This is a genomic window from Streptomyces sp. NBC_01276, assembly GCF_041435355.1.
Taxonomy (GTDB): Bacteria; Actinomycetota; Actinomycetes; order Streptomycetales; family Streptomycetaceae; genus Streptomyces.
In genome coordinates this window covers 264,849-283,391 of sequence record NZ_CP108442.1, presented here as the reverse complement: position 1 = coordinate 283,391, position 18,543 = coordinate 264,849, and the positions used below count along the sequence as shown (strand labels likewise).

Sequence of the window (18,543 nt, the reverse complement as noted above, 5' to 3'; positions counted from 1 at the left end):
TTGAGAGCGCTCTCATCTCCCACCCGGCCAGCCCCCAGAGAGGGTTCCCATGAGAGTTACGCCCCCACCGCGAGGACTCCTGAGGCGAGCGGCCCTCGCCGTCGCCGCGCTGCTCCTGCCGGCCGCCGCCGTGCTCGTCGCCATCCCGGCCGACGCCTCGGTACCCGCCGACCCGCCCGGTTGGACCTCGGTCTTCCGCGACGACTTCAACGGTCCCGCGGGATCCGGGGTCAACGGCGCCGACTGGCAGTACACGACCGGGACGAGCTACCCGGGCGGCCCGGCCGGCTTCGGCACGGGCGAGGTCGAGACGATGACCGCCGACCCGTCCAACGTCTCCCTCGACGGCGCCGGCAACCTGCGCATCACCCCGCGGCGAGACGGCGCCGGCAACTGGACCTCGGGCCGCGTCGAGACGAGGCGCTCCGACTTCCAGCCGCCCGCCGGCGGCAAGCTGCGCGTCGAGGCCGGGGTCCAGATGCCGAACGTCACGGGCGCGGCGGCCAAGGGCTACTGGCCCGCCTTCTGGATGCTGGGCGCCCCCTACCGGGGCAACTGGTGGAACTGGCCCGGCATCGGCGAGATCGACATCATGGAGAACGTCCAGGGCATCAACAACGAGTGGGCCACGATGCACTGCGGCACCAGCCCCGGCGGACCGTGCAACGAGACCTCAGGCATCGGTGGCCAGCAGGTCTGCTCACCGGCCACCTGTCAGGGGGGCTTCCACACCTACGCCGCCGAATGGGACCGCGGCACCAGCCCCGAAGAGGTCCGCTTCTACCTCGACGGCGTCAACTTCCACACCGTCCGCGCGGACCGGATGGACGCCGCCACCTGGAACGCGGCGACCGGCCACGGCTTCTTCCTCATCCTGAACGTCGCCATGGGCGGGGCGTTCCCCGGGGCCTTCGGCGGCGGCCCGGACGCCGGCACCGAGCCCGGTCACCCCATGACGGTGGACTACGTGGCGGTCTGGCAGAGCGGCACGGGCGCCACCACCCCGCCCACCCCGACCCCCACCCCGACCCCCACCCCCACCCCCACCCCCACCCCCACCCCCACACCGACTCCCACACCGCCGACCGGCGGCCGTGACGCCTACGCGGCGATCCAGGCGGAGTCGTACGACGGCCAGGGGGGCCTGACGGCCGAGACCACCACCGACACCGGCGGCGGCCAGGACGTCGGCTCGGCCGCCCAGGGCGACTGGGCCCGCTACCGGGGGGTCGACTTCGGCGCCTCGGCCGCGACCCAGTTCCGGGCCCGCGTCGCGAGCGGTGCGGCGGGCGGGGTCAGCGGACTGGTCGAGGTGCGCCTGGACAGCCGCACCAACCCCCCGATCGGCAGCTTCGCCGTCGCCGGCACCGGTGGCTGGCAGAGCTGGCGGACCGTCCCGGCGAACATCTCGGGCGTCACCGGCACCCACGACGTGTACCTGACCTTCACCAGCGGTCAGCCGGCCGACTTCGTGAACGTCAACTGGTTCGAATTCGGCCACTGACCACTGACCACCGACCGCTGACCACCGACCGCGGGCCCGGTCGGCCGGGTCGCCCCGGCCGGCCGGGCCCGCGTCACCCGGGCCCCGCCGTCACCGCGCCCGCTCCGGCGCGTTCTCGCCGTCCCGGCCTGACTGTTCCCGTGCGCGCCGAGCGCTCCGCGTGATAGTCCTCCTGCCATGGGAGATCTGGTGACGGCGCGGCTCGTGCTCCATCCGATGACCGGCGACGAGGCCGGGCGGCTGGCGGCGGGCGAACCGCCCCGCGGCGCCCGATGGGCGCCCGGATACCCCACCCACGGCGACGTCGTCGCCGCCGAGCGCCTCTTGCGCACCCTCGCGGACACCGGCGACCCCCGGCCGTTCGGCAACTATGAGATCCGCCGCCGCGAGGACGGCGCCGCGATCGGCGGCGCGGGCTTCCACGGACCCGCGGACCAGGACGGCCGCGTCACGATCGGCTACGGCCTCATCCCCTCGGCGCGGGGCCGGGGATACGCCTCCGAAGCCCTCCGCGCGCTGCTCGTGTGTGCACGGGACCACGGCATCAGGTGCGTGCGGGGCGACGCCGATCACGAGAACATCGCGTCCCACCGCGTCATGACGGCGGCCGGCATGCGACCCGTGGGAGAGGACGACCGCGTCACGTACTTCGAGATCGGCTGGACCGGCACGACCACGACCGTCCGGACGCCCGGCTAGCCGCCCCGCACCTCGGTGTTCTGGCAGGCGTGCAGCAGCCAGGTCCCGTCTTCCTGCTTGGTCATGACGTACAGCGGGGCGCCCTCGGTGTCGCCCTCGGCCGAGTGGTAGACCTGCCGGACCTTGACGGCCGCGACGTCGGGCCGCAGGAACCGCGTGTGCACCGCCTCGTAGGTGACCTCGCCGTCCCAGTTCGCGTCGGGCAGGACGGCGCGGGTGAACTCGGCTATCGCGTCGCGGCCGACGAGGACCTTGCCGTGGGCGGTGGTCCAGAGGGCGTCGGGGTGGAAGAGCGCGAGGAACCCCTCGGCGTCCTTGGAGCGCTGAGTGCGCTCGACGGCGGCGACGACCTGTTCGATGGCCTTGATGTCTACGGTTTCGGTGTCCATGCGGATCATTCTGATACCTCGACTCCGCTTGAGGTCAAGGCCCGTGGGTGTCGGGACCGCGCGGCCTGGGAGACCGCGCGGCCTACGAGACCGCGTACCACTGGCTCGCCCAGCCGGTGTTGATGGTGCTCGTGCCCTGTTCGGCGAGGTTCACGGTGGCCGGCAGCGAGGTCTGGCCGGTCAGGACGGTGCTGTAGCGGAGCCTGGGCGGCGTCAGGCCGGCGTTGACCGAGATTCCGGCGCCCGTGGACTTCAGGGTGAGGGCGTTGGTGGCCCAGTTGCCGTTGAGCAGGAGGGCGATGAAGTAGGTCCCGGGGGCGGCAGTGAACGGCTTGGCCAGGGGCAGCGGTTTGGCGATCGCGTCCGTCATCAGCTGCGGGGAGATGTCGGCGGTGGCCGAGCGCAGGGCGCCCTTGTCGTCGTAGACGCCCAGGTAGCAGTTGGAGAGCTGCGCGTTGGGGTCGATGCCGGCCAGGCCCAGCCAGATGTTGGACCACGTGATCTGCTCGCGCAGCACGATCCGTACCAGGGTGACGCGCCCGCCGACCCCCGCGGCCGACTGGGCGGTGACGTGCCCGGCGTCATTGGGGTCGCCGGTCCAGGCGAGGAGGTTCTGGTCCTGTGGCCGGGGGCCCTCGTACCCGCCCGTACCGCCCTGCGCGGGTGCGGGGGCCGATGCGGCGGAACCGGCCTTCCCGTTCGGCTCCTCGCCCGACGAGCTGCAGCCCGCCAGGACGAGCAGCGCGGCGAGCGCGGCGGCCAGGCGGGTGGTGGCGGTGGTGGTGCGCGTGCGCATGGCTGGGTCCCCCGTGAGGTGCGGTTGTGCCGACGCGCCATGGTCACACGGGCCGTTCACCGGCCCGCCACCCACCCGGCCCGCACCCCCGCCGCCGGTCCGTCGCGGGTGACGCCCGAGCGGGCGCCCACCGCGGCGGACCGGGTCGGACCGTCAGCCGTCGATGCGGTGCTGGGTCCAGAAGGAGGTCAGGTCCGTGGCCGTGGCAGCCTGGGCGGCCGCCTTGAACTCGGCCGTGGTCGAGACCCCGTACCAGTGCGAAGTGGCGTAGTCCTTGAGGACCTTGGCCATCGCGGTGTCACCGAGGACGCGCCGCAGATCGTGCAGGGCGCACTTGCCGTAGCCGTAGACGACGGTGGAGTACCGGGAGGAGTGGGCGTCCCAGTAGCCCATGTTGTTGGTGATCTTCTCGGCGGAAGAGGCCCAGGAGACGCTGTTCCAGCAGCCGGTTCCGGTCTTGTTCTGCGCCAGGTCGGTGGCGTAGTCGGTGAAGGCCTCGTCCAGCCAGGGGCTGGTGTACTCGTCGTCGCCGACGATGCCGTACCACCACTGGTGCGCGATCTCGTGGGTGAGCGCCGTCGTGCTGACCAGGTCCAGGACGAACCCGGGGTATTCCATCCCGCCGAACCAGTAGTTGTTGTCGATCACCGCGTCCAGCTCGCCGTACGGGTACGCCCCGAAGCGGGCCGAGTGGGCGTCCACCGCGGACTTGGCGGTGCTGAGCATCGACTGCGCGTCGGACGAGCTGATGCCCGAGACGGAGTAGATGTTGACCGGGGTGCCGCCGGCCGAGGTGCCGGAGATCTTGCTGAACGGACCGGCCGCCCAGGCGAAGTCCCGGACCTTGGTGGCGGTGGCGGTGGTGATCGTGCGCCCGCTGGTCCCGGGGGTGTCGACGGAGGCGCCGGTGGCCGGTACGAGCAGGGCGCTCGGGTGGTCCAGGGTCACCTTGAAGTCGGAGGCCAGGGAGTAGAAGGACTCCCCGTTGTTGGTGTACGGGTCCAGGTGCCAGCCCGCCCCGTCCCTGACCGCGAGCACCGGCAGGGCGTTGCCGAGCATGCTGAAGGCCCCGTCGTAGCCGAAGCGGTCGGCGCCGCTGGGCACGGTGATGCCGAGGTCGAAGCCGATCGTGGCGCTCTGCCCCTGGGGCAGCGGCGCGGGCAGGTCGATCTTGAGGGCCGTGCAGCCGACGCTGAGCGCGCCCGCGGTGCCCCCGGTGACGTTGGTGACCGTGATCGGCATGGCGGAGCAGGTGCCGTGGTAGTTGTCCCACAGCCGCAGGTACACCTCGCTGAGCGCGGTGGCGGAGGAGTTGGTGAAGGTGGCGCTCTCGTGCCCGGTCCAGCCGGTTCCCGCGGTGTTGCTGCTGAGGCTGACGGTGTACGAGGGGGCGGACGGGGTACGGGTGGAGTCCCCGGGCGGGGTGGTGCCGCCGGAGGTGTCGAGGGCCACGTCGTCGACCACGAAGCTCGTCTGGAGGCTGGAGTCCTCGGTCCCGGTGAAGGCGACGCTCACGGTCTGGCCGGCGAACGCCGACACGTCGAAGGACTTCTGTACGTAGCCGGTGTTCCTGTCCAGGTTCGAGTACGTCGCGAGCGTCGTGCTGCCGATCTTCGCCGTCAGCTTGTCGTACTTCGTGGACGTGGTGGTCTCGGCGGTGTCGATGTGCAGCCAGAAGGTGAGGGTGGCGCTGCTGCATCCGGAGGGGATCGTGACGCTCTGGGACAGCGTGTCGGTGTGCGTGCTGCCGACGCCGTTCAGCCAGGCGAAGGAGGAACCGCCGTGGGCGCTCTGGCCGGCGCGGCTGGTGATGACGCCGGCCTGGGACTGGCTCCAGGGCGAAGTGCCGCTCTCGAAACCGCCGTTGGTGACGACCTGGGCCGGCGTACAGGCGGCGGCCCGTGGGGCGGGGGCCGGTGCGGCGGCCGCGGGGGTGGCGGTGACCGAGGCGGCGGCCAGCGCGGCGACGGCCAGCACGGTCGTCGCGAGGGCCTTGTGGGGGGTGGATCTCACACGGAACTCCTTTGAGGCGGCCGGGATCCCGGCCTGCTCGGTGACCGCCCGGACGGCGAGGGTGCGCCGGAGGGCGGCCGGGGGCTGTGCGCGTCGCTCGCGCGAGCGCGGTGGTGAGATGGGTGCGGTGCCGCCCGGGTCGGGGCGACAGCTGCCGGAAGCCTTGCAGATTTGACGCGAGCATGCCATCAGAGGTGGGTAAAGTGTTGGCGAGTCCCGCCTTTGCCGACCTCCGTGCCGGCGGCTCGGGGCTGCCCGCGTACGGGTGCCCCCGCCGCGGGGCGCACCGGCACCCCCTTGCGCCCGGAGCTGCGCCCGGATCCCCTATGCCCGGATCCCCTATGCCCGCGAGCCCCTGCGTCCCGGCCCGGCGGGCGCGGGCGCCGGTGGCCCTGCGCCGTCGCCCGTGCGTGCCACCGGGTCGGATCCCCCCGCCCTGCCTATGGTGAGAGAAGTGCAAGACCGAACGGTCGTACGCGGGCAGGTGGAGTGTGGGCGCTACCGGTATCGACTTCGAAGCGGTCTTCCGGGCGCTGCCGGGCGCGGTCGCCCTGCTGACCAGGGACCTCGTGTTCGCCGACGCCAACGAGGCCTACCTGCGCCTTTCGGGCCGCGCTGCCGAGGAGGTCCTGGGCCGCTACCTCTTCGACGTCTTCCCCGACAACCCCGGCGACCCGGCCGCCAGCGGCATGAGCAACCTCCACGCGTCCCTCCGCCGGGTCGCCTCCACCGGGGAAGCCGACAGCATGGCCCTGCAGCGCTACGACGTGCAGGACCCCGACCGGCCGGGCACGTGGGAGGAGCGCTACTGGAGCCCGGTCAACGTACCGGTGCTCGGCCCGGACGGTTCCGTGGTGCTCCTGCTCCACCGGGTCGAGGAGGTCACGGAACTCATCCGTGCCCGCGGTACCCGCGGCGGCGGTGCCCGTGCCAGGGTCCTGGAAGCGGAGCTCTACACCCGGGCCCGGGAACTGCAGGAGCTGAACCAGCGCCTGCGCGAGGCCCACGCCCGAGAACGCGAGGTCGCGCTCCACCTCCAGCAGGCGATGCTGCCCGAGCCCGACCCGCTGGGTCACCACGGTGCAGCGGTGCGCTACCGGCCCGCCACCGGATCCCTCAACGTGTGCGGCGACTGGTACGACCTGTTCGACCTGCCCGGCCGCCGGTGCACCGCGGTCGCCGTCGGGGACGTCGTCGGCCACGGACTGACCGCCGCCGGTGTCATGGGCCAGCTCCGCAGCGCCCTGTCCGCCGCCTCCCGGGTCGCCGGGGGTCCCGCCCAGGCCCTGGAGGTCCTCGGTCTCTACGCCCGCTTCGTCAAGGGCGCCGAGTCCGCCACCGCCGTGTCGGTCTTCATCGACTGGTCCGCCCACACCCTCACCTACAGCAGCGCCGGCCACCCCCCGCCGGTGCTCTGCCACCCGGACGGCAGCGTGACCTTCCTCGACCAGGCGACCGACCCCCCACTGGGCGCCCGCCCCGAACACGTGAGCCGCCCGCAGAGCCGGACCGGCTTCACCGAGGGCTCCACCCTCGTCCTCTACACCGACGGACTCGTCGAGCGGCGCCACGAGGACATCGACATCGGCCTGCGCCGGCTCGCCGACTCCGTCATCCGCCACCGGACCGCCGACCCCGACAGCCTGGCCGACGCCCTCCTGATCGACCTGGTCCCGCCCGCCGGCATCACGGACGACACCGCCCTGGTCGTTCTCCGCCTGTGACCGCACGGCGGCCGGCGGTGGATGGGGCGCCGGAGAAGACCGCGGGCTCAGGCCGCGGGCTGCTCGACGACGCTGGTGCCGCTTCCCTCCTGGGACTCCCACGTCCAGGTCTCCTCCAGGCGGAGGCGGCCGTCGGCGAGGGCCCTCACGAGCGAGACGCAGTGTCCGGACGCGGTCGTGCCGTCGAGCCGGAGCTGGACGTAGCGGAAGTCGACGGTGTCACCGGTCCGGGTACCGACGAGGTGCCCCCTGACGACGTCCCCGCCGCGGTACTCGGCCCAGACGTGGCCGTCCCGCTCGTGGTACTCGAAACGGGTCTGCCGGCCGACCTGGCCGGGCGCCTGATCGGACACCGGGACGAAGACGAGACCGTCGAGCGAGCGCGCCATGGGTGGCTCCTGGGGGCAGAGGTGGAAGTGGGCCGGGCCGGGACCGCGGCTCTCCGCTCCGCCGTGCGCCGACACGGCGCCGATCGCACGCACGAGACGATCCCCCGCGACAGTACCCCGGCCGTCGGCTCCCCCGTCCGAAGGGGGTGCCCCGCAACAGCCGTTGCCCTCCAGGGCGGTTGGCCGGGCATCGTACGGCGCCCGCCCCTGGGAACCGTCCCCCGGAGCGCCCCCGGACCGCGGGCAGGCGCGGCAGACGCGGCCGCTGCGGCGCACCGCGGACGGCCGCCGGCGGCTGATGTGGCCCGCGGCGCAGCGGATGAGGTGAGGGGTGTGGACGCCGAGCCAGAGGGGTTCGAGCAGGACGGCGCCGACGGCCGTCAGACGTTCCACGAAGGCGGCCGAGGCGGCGGCCGGGTCCTTGCGCGCGCAGGTCCGGCACAGGCCCTGCCCCTGCTGGACGTTCGACGGGCGCGGGGCGCACAGATGGCCGGCCGCGCAGCGGACCCGGTGCGGGGTGGCGTTGCCGAGCCAGACGGGTTCGAGGAGCTGCGCGCCGACGTCGTCGAGGCGGGTGTGGAACGCCGCCTCCGCGCGTAACGAATGAGCGGGACGACGGGCCTGAGGCTGGTACACGGGCTCCCCCGGGATGGGCACGACCGGCGAGTGGATACGGACACCGCCCATTTCACCTGAATCCGCACACGGAACGCCACCTCCGCCCGTCGGCACCGGCATCCGTCCCGGGACGTGGACCGGCCGCATCAACGGAAGGGGCGTCACCGCCCGCCGTGCCGGTATCGCGCCGAACGGGAGAATCGGCCAACCGATGCCGAACGCCGAGGAGTCGACCGTGACCGGATCCCAGGAGTTCTTCGCCGCCTACGACGCACTGCTCGCCCGCTGGCCCGCGGGCACCACCGAGATCGATGTCCCCACCCCGTACGGCACCACCCGCGTCCACGCCTACGGGCCCGCGGACGCCACCCCGCTCCTCCTGCTCCACGGCGGCGGCTCCACCGGTACGGTCTGGTTCGCCAACGCCCGTGCCCTCGGGGCGCGTCATCGGGTGCTCGCCGTCGACATCCTCGGAGACGCCGGCCGCAGCACCGCACGCCCGCATCGAGACCCTCGCCCACCTGACCCACTTCGCGCTGCCCACCGCCGCGCCCGCGGAGACCGACCGCCGGGTCGCCGACTTCCTGGCCGCCGGTGAGGAGGCCGACGCCGCACCGGAAGAGGCCTGAAGAAGATCTTCAAGGGCATCCCGGCACGGCCGTCGGGGTTGCCAGCGGGTGCGCGGTTCGCCCGAGTGGGGGAAGCTGGGCATGGCCTCAGGGCCGACAGCAGTCCGGACGGGCGAGGGAGGCCTCGTGGACGCTTCAGGAGACGAACGGCTCATCCGCACGCCCCGGAGCGGGCTGCGGACGGCCACCGTGCTGTGCGCGGCCGCCGCCCTGGCCGTGGCGGCCGTTCCGGCCGCCGCGCGGCCGGCGGCCACACCGGATCAGGCCCCCGTGGTGGTGGTCGACTGCTTCGAGAAGGCCCAGGTGCGGCCCGACGACTTCGTGCTGGCCTGCGGTGACGGGAACAACCGCCTCGTCCGGCTGCACTGGGACAGCTGGGGCCGGCGGACCGCGACGGCCACCGGAATCGACATGGTGAACGAATGCCGTCCCAACTGCGCGGAGGGCCGTTTCCTCGGCTACCCGGTGAAGGTGACACTGAGCGAGCCCGACCAGTGGCCCACCGCCCCCGACCTGCGACGCTTCACCAAGATCCGGCTCGTCTACCCGGACACCGCACCGGCGCCGGTCGCGAAGGACGTGACGTACAAGCTCGTGTACTGACGCCGCTCGTGCACTGATCCCGTCGCGCGCGGATCCCGGCGGCCCGCACCCACCACGGAGCCCCGGGACACCATCCCGGGGCTCCGTGCACTTCGCTGACCGCCCCGTTCAACGAGCGTCCGGGGGCGGGGTCACGCCCGGATCCGGACGACCGGTCCTCGGCGGGTGGTGGGGCCCCGCCCGCGTGGCCGACCAGGCCGGGATCCGCCTACGGTGGCATGGTGGCCGTTCCCCACCGGCGCGGCCCACCACCCGCCGGGGACCGGTCCACAGGCCGCGGTTCCGGGCCGGCCCCGGGACCCCGCCACCAGGCGCTTCCCGTCCCGGAGAAGGGAAGGGCGCCACCATGTCCGCTGCCACCGAGGCCGTCCCCCGCCGGCCCCCGGCCGCCGCCCGCACCAGAGGGCCGCGCCGTACGCCGGTACGGGTCGCCGTGATCGGGGCGGTCGTCGCGCTGTGCGCGACCGCGACGGTCGGCGGTGCCCACGCCATCGTCAACGGCCACGACGCCGCCGGGCCCTACCCGTTCATGGTGTCCATTCCGATGACCTACGCCTACGGCGCCGAGCGGATCGACGGGGTGTGCGGCGGATCGCTGATCGCACGCGACTGGGTGGTCACCGCCGCCCACTGCGCCGAGGAGACGCCGACCTCCCACCCGACAGGCACCGTCAGGGTCGGCAGCGAGCGCCGGCACTCGGGCGGCACGGTCCGCACCATCGTCGAGAAGGTCGTCCACCCCGGCTACGACGGGCGGGAAGGCCGCTCGCACGACGACATCGCCCTGCTCCGGCTGGACCGTCCGGTCCCGCAGCAACCGATCGAGATCGCCGCACGCGCGCCCCGGGTGGGCGCCGACACCCGCATCCTCGGCTTCGGAGCCCTGGCCGACGTGCAGACCGCCGAGGAATGGGTGCTGTCCGAGCGGCTGCAGGAGCTGGACACCCGGAGCGCCGCCCCGACCGTGTGCCTCGGGCTGGCAGCCGCCGGCGAGCTGTGCACGACCAGCCGGGAGCCCGGCGCGATGGCCTGCTACGGAGACTCCGGCGGACCGCAGATCCAGCGGACCGGCGGCCGTTGGAGGCTCGTCGGCGCCACCTCCGGCGACGGCGACCACGCCGTGGACCCCAAGTGCGGCGACGGTCCCGGAATATGGACCTCGGTCCCCGCCTACCGGGGCTGGCTCGAAGCGACGATGCACCGCGGACCGGCGGTGGGCGAGGGAACCGGTGGGCCGCCCGAGGCGTTCTGAAGGGCGTACGGGGACCGCAAGAGCCGTAGGGGAGAGCGCATCGTGGGGACCACAGGAGCCCGTCCGACCCGTCGTGCCGTGCTGACCGCCACAGCGGGAGCGGTGTTGGCGGGGATCCCCCTGGGAGGGTCCGCGGCCTTCGCCGCGCCGCCGGGGAAGGGGAAGGGGGAGGGGGAGGGGGACGTCCTGCGGGAGCTGCGCGCCCTCGAACGGGAACACTCCGCCCGCCTGGGGGTGTACGCCCGGGACACGGCCACCGGCCGGACCGTGCTACACCGGGCGGAGGAGCGTTTTCCGATGTGCTCGGTCTTCAAGACCCTCGCCGTCGCCGCGGTCCTGCGCGACCTCGACCGCGACGGGGAGTTCCTGGCCACGCGCCTCTTCTACACCGAACAGGAAGTGAAGGATTCCGGATTCGGTCCCGTCACCGGCCTGCCCGAGAACCTGGCGGCCGGCATGACCGTCGAGCGGCTGTGCGCCGCGGCGATCTGCCAGAGCGACAACGCCGCGGCGAACCTGCTGCTGCGGGAGCTGGGCGGCCCGGAGTCGGTCACCCGTTTCTGCCGGTCGGTGGGGGACCGCACCACCCGGCTGGACCGCTGGGAGCCCGAACTGAACTCCGCCGAGCCCGGCCGGCCGACCGACACCACCACCCCGCGCGCCATCGGGCGGACCTACGAAGCACTGGTCCTCGGAGACGCGCTCGCGGCGCACGACCGCGAGCGGCTCACCGGATGGCTCCTGGCGAACACCACGAGCACCGAGCGTTTCCGCAAGGGCCTGCCCGCCGACTGGACCCTGGGCGACAAGACCGGCGGCGGCGCCTACGGCACGAACAACGACGCCGGCGTCGCCTGGCCCCCGCACCGCCCGCCCGTGGTGATGGCCGTCCTGACGACCCACGACCGGCCGGACGCCGCGGCCGACCACCCGCTCGTGGCCAGGACGGCGGCGCTCTTGGCCGCGGCGCTCGGCTGACGGCCACCCGCCCCGGCCCCTCGGCCCCCTCGCTCCTCAGGCCCGCAGGCCGGCCAGCCGGGTGCGGAAGGCCTCCGTGTCGGACAGGAACCACAGCTGGGTGCCGCGGTTGCTCTCCCGGACGAAGTCCCGCAGGGAGTCGCTGGCGTCGATGTGGTGCGCGATGTCACCGATGACCGCCAGTCCCATCCGGTAGTTGGCGAACTTCTGGACGACGGTGCCCGCCAGACGGGTGCGCAGCCGGAAGAAGTCCTCCGGCAGGCACTCGGCCGGCAGTACGACCCACTCCGCGCCCCGGTACATCCCCTCGCCGATCAGGTCGGTCGCATCGCGCTCGTCGCGGACGGGAGTTGCGTCGCCCGAGCGGAAGAGGACGGAGGTGCCGGCGAGTTCCTCGATCGTGTCAGCCATGGGAGGCGTCCCTTTCGTCGTGGGGCGGTCCGGCGGACGCCGGATCATTCCAGGTCCTCGATCACCGAGTCGATGAGCCGCAGGAGTTCGGCCGTGGTGTCCAGGCCGCCCAAGACGATGATCTTGAGGGTGGCGCGTTCCCTGTCGTGGACGCTTTCCACGCGCAGCCGGTCGTCGCCGTGGCGGCCCGCGACGGCGGCCATCAACAGATTGGTCAGGCGGTCGACGGAACCGGGGGCGATCGCGTCGATCTGTACGATGCCCGACACCTCGGTGTGCCGCGCGGGGCGGGCGGGCGAGGGGGCGGGAAGGCCGGTGAAGGCCTCCAGGTCCTCGTGGGTGACCCGGTACTGCCGGCCGACGAGGGCCGCCTTCAGCCGGCCGTCCCGGACGTACCCCCGGACGGTCCGTACGTGCAGCCCCAGCAGGTCCGCCACCTGTTCCACCGAGTAGTAGAGCTGCTGCCGCGTCACACCGTCCACCCCGTCGCCACTCTGCTCCCTGCCCCGCCTCCCTGCGCGGTGGGACCCTTAACTTCCCTCAAAGTACATGAGTGAGGGAAGTTTGCGTAACTACGGGGGAGGGGCGAGTACGGTCACGCAGTCCTGCCAGGCCGGCGGGCTCAGCAGTGGCCGCAGCCGGGTGAACATGGACAGGAGGTCGGCTCCCCACCTCGCGCGGAAGTCGCCGTCGACGCGCGCGATGTCCACCTCGTTGGCGGCGGTCAGTTCCACGAAGTCCCTGCGCCGGCGCGGGGTGGGGACGAACCGGGCGCCGGTGAACCGGTCGCGGAAGGGTGAGCCGGCGTCGGCCAGCGTGGGGTAGGACGCGGCGCGGTCGCAGCTCGCGTAGAAGTAGACGATCGATTCGGCTTCGGCGCCGATCACCTCGGCCAGCCGGGAGCGCTGCCCGAGCGGCAGGGGCGCGTTGGCGAAGCCGTCGGTTCCGTAGAAGGCGTGGCACAGTCCGGCGAGCTGGAGGGCGGGGCGCGCGTCCCAGCGTTCGAGCTGCTCCCGTACCCGTCGCAGGTGTGCGCCGAGGGTGCCGCCGGGATGGTCGGCGGTGGAGGCGCCGAGTTCCTCCAGGAGGCGTAAGGCGGCGGATACGCGGTCGGCCGATCGTGGCATCTGGATCGTTCCTTCCCGGGTGGGGTGAGGTCGGGTCGACACCCGGCAGTGTCCTGAGCGGTGGTCCGGACCGATGCTCAGGCCCCTGCCGGGTTGCCGCCCTGGGCCCGGGAAAGATCATGGCAAGGGCCAATATCCAAGTCAATCCTAGGGTTTGGTTCCAGTCACCCAAGGGATAGCTTGGGGGTGTGACTCTTGACGATCTTCGTTTCTTCTCCGCGGTATGCAAGGCGGGTTCACTCAGCGCCGTGGCCCGCGACATGGACTGCACCCAATCGGCCGTCAGCCAGCACGTGAAACGACTCGAACGCGAGCTCGGCCTCAGCCTCCTGGAGCGACACCCCCGCGGCGTGGCCCCCACCCAGGCCGGACAGCTCCTGTGGATGGCGGTCGACGAAGGCCTCGGCAGCATCGACCGCGCCCTGCGCGACATCGACGACCTCGTACGCGGAGACGGTGGGTCCGTGCGGATCACCACCGGTGCCACGACGGTCCGTCACTTCATGTCCGCCGCCGTCGTCGACTTCCGGCGCCGGTTCCCGCAGGTCAGCCTGGAGTTCGAGACGGAGAACTCCAGCCGGGGCTGCTGCGGGGCGGTGGCCGCGGGCCGGGTCGACCTCGCCTGGATCACGATGGGCGAGCCGGTGCGCGGCATCGAACAGCGTCCCGTCGTCGAACTGCCCTGGGTCCTGGCCGTCAGCGCCGAACACCCCCTGGCCGCGAACCCGTCCATCGCCCCCGCCGACCTGGAGGGCATCCGCATCGTCGGACTGCCCGAGAACTCGACCTCCCGCTCCCACCTCGACCACTGGCTCAGGGAATCGGGCATCCGCGCCGTCTTCGACACCAGCGTCGCCGACTGGGACACCGCGATCCTCCTGGCGGAGCTGGGACTGGGCTGCGCCCTGGTGCCCGCCCTCCCCGGCTGGCTCGGCCCCGGTCACGCGGACCTGCGCCTGGTCCCGCTCCCCGCCCTCCCACCCCTGGGCGCCGGCTGGGCCGTCCGCCGCTGGGACGCCCTCTCCCCCCTGGCCCGCACCTTCGCCGACACCGTCGCCCGCCAGTGCGCGCGACGGCCCGCGGCCGCCCCGGTGAGCCCGGGGGCGGCACGGGGGTGACGGCCGCGCCGTCAGCCGGTGTACCTGGTGCCCTCGAAGGAGTACGGCAGGTGCGACTGCGCCGCGATGGACACCTCACCGGATCCGCCCGCCGGGACCTTCAGCACGGTGAGCCCCATGATCCGCTGGGTGTACGAGGTCCAGGGGATGCCCGTCGTGCCGGCCCAGCCGCTGCTGGCGAACGTCGTCGAGCGTCCCGGGCCCATCTCCGTGGACAGCTTGCTGACGGTCGTGCAGGCGACGAGCGCGCCGCCGTCGGTGGTCCGCCAGACCGGACCGTGCGGGGTACGGACGGTCTCGGCCCCGGCTTCGAGCCCGGCCGGGTCGCCGAGGCGCTCGCGCTCGGCCTTGAGGCCGTCGGCGAAGGATTCGCGCAGGGAGACGACCCCCTGGCTCCACTTCACGCCGCCCGCGCCGGCGTCGGTGTGCAGGTAGTCGCCGTAGCGCCCGCAGACGTCCGCCGGGTTCGCGGCGAGCCCCGAGGCGTCCCCGCCGGTGGCGGCCCGGCCGTCGGGGCCGACGGCGACCTGCGGCAGGTCCTTCGCGTCGATGGCGCGCGCGAGGAAGCTCTCGTGCCAGGGGGAGCCCGTCCGCTGCTGGTGGAACAGGGACCAGCGCAGCACCGTCTCGTTCTCGGCGGCACCCACCGTGTGGCCGGAGAGCTCCTGGGCGCCGAGGATCCAGCGGTCGCTCCCGTCGTCCCGGCCGGTGGTCCACGTGTGCACCGCCGGGTCGGTCTCCGGGGTGTTGGCGGGCCCGGGTTGCCGGTCGGTCCCGTACTTGCGGGAGGTCTCCACGACGGCGAGCTGCTGCTCCAGCAGCGGGCCCTCGGTGATCCCCTTCCAGTACTCGGCGTCGAAGCTGTCCGCCTCGACCTTCGCGCCGATGTCCTTGACGACCTCGCGCGCCGCGTCCTCGGTGAGTGGCGGGGCCTTGACCGGAGCGGCGGACGGGCTGCCCGCCGGCGACGCCGCCGCCGACACGGCCGGGCCGGCGGCCGGCCGCGCGGCGTTCGCGCCACACCCCGCCGTGGCGCCGAGGGCAAGCAGAACGGCCAGGGCCGTGGGTACGGAACGTCTCATGAAACCCCCCAGGGGAACGTGAACAGGCCCCTGATCATGCACTATGCCCCCGACACCCCCGTCGGGGAGTGCCGCGCCGCCCCGGACGCATGCCGTGGCGGCCCGCGCTCCGTAAGCTCGGGCACGCGCGGGCCCGGACGAGGGCCCGCGGACGCACCCGACGGGGCGACGGCGCGGCCCGCCCCGCCCGGGTCCAGGAGAGGACGTGGAGCACTTCATGACCACACCACGGGACTTGCTGATCGTCACCATGGACAGGGCGTCCGGACCGCCCCCCGGACAGGGCGACCTGTCGCTCGCGCTCGCGGGCGCCGAGCTGGTCGACCTCCTCGCCGCAGGGGTCGCCGCCCTCGACGGCGACCGCATCGTGCCGGGCGGGGGAGCGGCCCCGGCCGACCGCCTGCTGGCGGAGGCGGCCACCGCTCTCGTCCGGGAGGCGCCCTACGAACCGGTGGCCGACTGGCTGTGGCGCAGGGGCCGCGAGCTGTCCGGTGCCTACCGGTCCGCGCTGGAGGCGGACGGGCTGCTCGTCCGGGAACAGCGTCGCGGCATGTCCTTCCGGGCCGGCCCGCTGGTGCCCGCCGATTCGCCCGCACGCCGCCGGGCCGCGGACCGCTGGGCATCGGAGGACCCCGTTCTCGTCCTGCTCGCGGAGGCCGTGGGGGTCCCGGGCCACCGGCACGCGGACGCGCCGCACGCGCCGGAGGTCCCGGAGGTCACCGACGACTCGGTGGCCACGGTGCTGGCCGCCGTCAACGACGCGGTGGTCGAGCTGGGCGCCGTACGGCAGCGGAGGGCCATCGAGGAGGCGGCGTTCGACAACATCTGGCGAGGCGGCGGCGGCTGACGGGAGGTTCACGCCCGCGCATTGTGACTACCATGGGATTCCAGGCAGACACACTGTGTAATGGAGGCGTAATGCTGGGTCTGGTTCCCGGCGCCAAGCCCGATCAGGGCGTGCACGCCCTGGGACTCGGCGAGATCACTTCGAATCCGTGGGTCTTCAAGTGCATGGGCCGCGTCTACAGCGCGGCCCGCTCCGGCGGCGCCGTCGTCATCTGGGACGTCACCGACATCACCCGCCCGTTCCCCGTCGGCAGAGCCGAACCCGGTTCCGAGGACCTGTGGAGCGTCCACACCCCACGGGGCCTGCTCGCGGGCCGGACCGACGGCACCCTCTACGCGATCGCGGCGCTCAGGGAGGCATCGCTCCCGGCCGGCGGCCCCCCGCCGGGCCCGTTCGGACCCTAAGTCCCACCGGATCGGCACCCGGGCCGGGCCGACCTCACGGAGGGAGCGGACCGGCCCGGGGTACCGGTGTGGGCCCATGGGCCTGCTATACTCCAGGAGTTGGCCTTCAGCGGCGCACCCGATGTGCCTGCTCGGAGGCTTTTTTTATGCCTTCTGACCACTCCGTCTCTGCTTCCGCCTCCTCCGCCGACGGCGGGCCCGCCCCCGTCCCCACCGGATACCGGGCCCTGCTCCGGTCCCGCGAATTCGCCGGTCTCTACGCCGGATTCACCCTGACGGCCGCCGCCGCCACCCTGTCGGGCTTCGCCCTCGGCACGCTGGTCGACCGGCAGACCGGTTCGCCCTTCCTCACCGCCGTCACCATGTACGGCGCGACCTTCGCCACGGTGCTCGGAGCACTGACCCTGATGTCGGTCGCGGACGGCCACCGCCCCCGTCGCACCCTCGTCGCACTCCAGTGCCTCACGCTGGCCGGAGTGGCCGCGCAGGCGGTTCCGGGGCTCCCGCTGGCCGCCAGGTTCGCCCTGCTCCTGCTGCTCGGGTTCTTCCAGTCCCTGGGGACCGGCACCCGCATGGGGCTGCTCGCCGAGGTCGTGCCGGCCTCCGCGTACGTACTGGCACGCTCCCTGATCAACATCACCTCGGGCGGCACGGCGATCCTCGGCTACGCCGTCGGGGCGCTGCTGCTCCGGTACACGAGCCCGCGCGGGCTCGTCGGCGTCGCCGCCGCCCTGGCCGCACTCTCACTGCTGGTGGTCGCGACGACCGTCCGGGAACGCTCCATCCGGCTGACCCGCCGCCCCGGACTGAGGCAGACCTGGACGACGAACCTCGCGCTCTTCTCCCACCCGGGCCGACGGGCGCTGCTGCTGAACCTGTGGGTGCCCAACGGACTGATCGTCGGCTGCGAGGCGCTGTTCATCTCCTACGCACCCCGGGACGCCGGTACCCTCCTGGCCGCCGGGTCGGCCGGCATGCTCCTCGGGGACCTGGCCGTCGGGCGCCTGCTCACGGCCGAGCGGCGCCGGCGCCACGCGTTCGCCCTGCGGCTGCTGCTCGCGGTCCCGTACCTGCTGTTCGCCTTCTCCCCGCCCCTCGTGGTCGTCACGGCGGCCGTGTTCGTGGCCGGCATCGGGTTCGCCGCCACGCTGCCCCTGCAGGAGGCGCTCCTCGAACTGACCCCCGAGGCGGTCCGTGGCCAGGTCCAGGGCGTCGAGTCCGCCGGCCGGATGACCTGTCAGGGCCTCGGCGCCGCGATCGGCGGTGGCGCCGCCCAGTGCCTCGCACCCGGCGCCACGATCGCCGTCGTCGCCCTGCTCTCCGCCACCGTCACCCTGGCCTCCCGGCCCTACGTGGCCCGGGCCCGCGCCGGCGCCGACGCGTGGGCCGACGGGGCGCGGGCGGAGAGCGGGAGCTGACGGTCAGTCGACCTGGAGCTCGCCCATCCGGCTCCAGCCGGTGGCGCCCTCGATGGTGGTGCTGACGATGTCGGGCGTCCGGGCGACCAGCGGACGCATCGCCTCCAGGGCGGCACGGAAGTGATCCGAGGTCACGTGCGCCTCCGCCGCGTCGTCCTGGAAGGCCTCGACCAGCACGTAGGTGTCCGGCTCCTCCAGGCTGCGTGACCACTCGAACCACAGGTTGCCCGGCTCGGCCCGGGTGGCGCGGGTGAACTCCGCGACCTTCTCGGGCCACTGGTCGACGTATTCGGGCTTGACGGCGAATTTCACCACAATGAAGATCATTCCGCCATTGTAGGCACGGCGCCGCCCGGCGCTCCTCTTTGGGCCCCGGGTGACGTCGTGCTACATTGATCTTGTTCTTGCGGCCGCGGAAGCGGCGGTGGGACTCGCGTTGGTGGTCCAAGGAAAGACACCCCACTTCCCGTGGGGGGATGCAGGTGCAAGGCCTGCCCAGCGCTCGATCAAGGCCCCGTCCTCCTCGCGGAGGGCGGGGCCTT

General features: G+C 73.2%; 20 protein-coding genes. 11 read left to right on the top strand and 9 right to left on the bottom strand.

The window, feature by feature from the left end:
- Window positions 1-49 precede the first annotated feature (49 nt).
- The gene (locus OG295_RS01085; RefSeq protein ID WP_371675051.1) at window positions 50-1,504 is read left to right on the top strand and encodes a glycoside hydrolase family 16 protein; all 1,455 of its coding nucleotides are present in this window, start codon (window positions 50-52) and stop codon (window positions 1,502-1,504) included.
- A gap of 177 nt (window positions 1,505-1,681) precedes the next feature.
- Entirely contained in the window at window positions 1,682-2,203 is a 522-nt protein-coding gene (locus OG295_RS01080) for a GNAT family N-acetyltransferase (RefSeq protein WP_371675050.1), read from the top strand.
- On the opposite strand, the gene OG295_RS01075 is transcribed toward OG295_RS01080, so the two are convergent.
- The 3 genes from OG295_RS01075 to OG295_RS01065 all read right to left on the bottom strand — a co-directional run bounded on the left by OG295_RS01075 (window position 2,200) and on the right by OG295_RS01065 (window position 5,401).
- The gene (locus tag OG295_RS01075; protein ID WP_371675049.1) at window positions 2,200-2,601 is read right to left on the bottom strand and encodes an SgcJ/EcaC family oxidoreductase; all 402 of its coding nucleotides are present in this window, start codon (window positions 2,599-2,601) and stop codon (window positions 2,200-2,202) included. The genes OG295_RS01080 and OG295_RS01075 overlap by 4 nt on opposite strands.
- A 73-nt stretch (window positions 2,602-2,674) precedes the next feature.
- Window positions 2,675-3,388, bottom strand: coding sequence for a hypothetical protein (locus OG295_RS01070; protein ID WP_371675048.1), 714 nt, complete (start codon window positions 3,386-3,388; stop codon window positions 2,675-2,677).
- A gap of 153 nt (window positions 3,389-3,541) precedes the next feature.
- A complete protein-coding gene (locus OG295_RS01065) occupies window positions 3,542-5,401 on the bottom strand; it encodes a M1 family aminopeptidase (RefSeq protein WP_371675047.1) in 1,860 nt (619 codons plus the stop codon).
- Window positions 5,402-5,892: 491 nt separating this feature from the next.
- Here OG295_RS01065 and OG295_RS01060 point away from each other — a divergent pair, with 491 nt between their 5' ends.
- The gene (locus tag OG295_RS01060; RefSeq protein WP_371675046.1) at window positions 5,893-7,125 is read left to right on the top strand and encodes a PP2C family protein-serine/threonine phosphatase; all 1,233 of its coding nucleotides are present in this window, start codon (window positions 5,893-5,895) and stop codon (window positions 7,123-7,125) included.
- Window positions 7,126-7,172: 47 nt separating this feature from the next.
- Here OG295_RS01060 and OG295_RS01055 read toward each other — a convergent pair whose 3' ends face one another.
- Window positions 7,173-7,514 carry a hypothetical protein gene (locus OG295_RS01055; protein WP_371681068.1) on the bottom strand — a complete coding sequence of 114 codons (342 nt, stop codon included), beginning with the start codon at window positions 7,512-7,514 and terminating at the stop codon, window positions 7,173-7,175.
- Window positions 7,515-8,367: 853 nt separating this feature from the next.
- Between OG295_RS01055 and OG295_RS01050 the strand changes: the two genes are divergently transcribed.
- The 4 genes from OG295_RS01050 to bla all read left to right on the top strand — a co-directional run bounded on the left by OG295_RS01050 (window position 8,368) and on the right by bla (window position 11,594).
- Window positions 8,368-8,730: an alpha/beta fold hydrolase gene (locus OG295_RS01050; protein ID WP_371675045.1), complete on the top strand. Its 363-nt coding sequence runs from the start codon at window positions 8,368-8,370 to the stop codon at window positions 8,728-8,730.
- Window positions 8,731-8,887: 157 nt separating this feature from the next.
- On the top strand, window positions 8,888-9,364 hold the full coding sequence (locus OG295_RS01045; RefSeq protein WP_371675044.1) for a hypothetical protein: 477 nt from the start codon (window positions 8,888-8,890) through the stop codon (window positions 9,362-9,364).
- Window positions 9,365-9,710: 346 nt separating this feature from the next.
- On the top strand, window positions 9,711-10,616 hold the full coding sequence (locus OG295_RS01040) for a trypsin-like serine protease (RefSeq protein WP_371675043.1): 906 nt from the start codon (window positions 9,711-9,713) through the stop codon (window positions 10,614-10,616).
- A 42-nt stretch (window positions 10,617-10,658) separates the two neighbouring features.
- Window positions 10,659-11,594, top strand: coding sequence for a class A beta-lactamase (bla, locus tag OG295_RS01035; protein WP_371675042.1), 936 nt, complete (start codon window positions 10,659-10,661; stop codon window positions 11,592-11,594).
- A gap of 36 nt (window positions 11,595-11,630) precedes the next feature.
- Here bla and OG295_RS01030 read toward each other — a convergent pair whose 3' ends face one another.
- The 3 genes from OG295_RS01030 to OG295_RS01020 form a co-directional block, all read right to left on the bottom strand.
- Entirely contained in the window at window positions 11,631-12,005 is a 375-nt protein-coding gene (locus OG295_RS01030; RefSeq protein ID WP_371675041.1) for a DUF4180 domain-containing protein, read from the bottom strand.
- A 44-nt stretch (window positions 12,006-12,049) separates the two neighbouring features.
- Window positions 12,050-12,478: a helix-turn-helix domain-containing protein gene (locus OG295_RS01025; RefSeq protein ID WP_371675040.1), complete on the bottom strand. Its 429-nt coding sequence runs from the start codon at window positions 12,476-12,478 to the stop codon at window positions 12,050-12,052.
- A 99-nt stretch (window positions 12,479-12,577) separates the two neighbouring features.
- The gene (locus OG295_RS01020) at window positions 12,578-13,132 is read right to left on the bottom strand and encodes a DUF6817 domain-containing protein (protein ID WP_371675039.1); all 555 of its coding nucleotides are present in this window, start codon (window positions 13,130-13,132) and stop codon (window positions 12,578-12,580) included.
- 188 nt (window positions 13,133-13,320) lie between these two features.
- On the opposite strand from OG295_RS01020, the gene OG295_RS01015 reads away from it, so the two are divergent.
- Entirely contained in the window at window positions 13,321-14,250 is a 930-nt protein-coding gene (locus tag OG295_RS01015; RefSeq protein WP_371675038.1) for a LysR family transcriptional regulator, read from the top strand.
- Between the two features lie 11 nt (window positions 14,251-14,261).
- Here the strand turns inward: OG295_RS01015 and OG295_RS01010 are convergent, their stop codons facing one another.
- The gene (locus OG295_RS01010) at window positions 14,262-15,332 is read right to left on the bottom strand and encodes a hypothetical protein (RefSeq protein ID WP_371675037.1); all 1,071 of its coding nucleotides are present in this window, start codon (window positions 15,330-15,332) and stop codon (window positions 14,262-14,264) included.
- A 217-nt stretch (window positions 15,333-15,549) separates the two neighbouring features.
- On the opposite strand from OG295_RS01010, the gene OG295_RS01005 reads away from it, so the two are divergent.
- The 3 genes from OG295_RS01005 to OG295_RS00995 all read left to right on the top strand — a co-directional run bounded on the left by OG295_RS01005 (window position 15,550) and on the right by OG295_RS00995 (window position 18,001).
- Window positions 15,550-16,179: a GPP34 family phosphoprotein gene (locus OG295_RS01005; RefSeq protein WP_371675036.1), complete on the top strand. Its 630-nt coding sequence runs from the start codon at window positions 15,550-15,552 to the stop codon at window positions 16,177-16,179.
- 71 nt (window positions 16,180-16,250) lie between these two features.
- Complete coding sequence (locus OG295_RS01000) at window positions 16,251-16,583, top strand: hypothetical protein (RefSeq protein ID WP_371675035.1); 333 nt, start codon at window positions 16,251-16,253, stop codon at window positions 16,581-16,583.
- Window positions 16,584-16,729: 146 nt separating this feature from the next.
- Window positions 16,730-18,001 carry an MFS transporter gene (locus tag OG295_RS00995; protein WP_371675034.1) on the top strand — a complete coding sequence of 424 codons (1,272 nt, stop codon included), beginning with the start codon at window positions 16,730-16,732 and terminating at the stop codon, window positions 17,999-18,001.
- A gap of 3 nt (window positions 18,002-18,004) precedes the next feature.
- On the opposite strand, the gene OG295_RS00990 is transcribed toward OG295_RS00995, so the two are convergent.
- On the bottom strand, window positions 18,005-18,328 hold the full coding sequence (locus OG295_RS00990; protein ID WP_356217513.1) for a putative quinol monooxygenase: 324 nt from the start codon (window positions 18,326-18,328) through the stop codon (window positions 18,005-18,007).
- Between the last annotated feature and the right edge of the window lie 215 nt (window positions 18,329-18,543).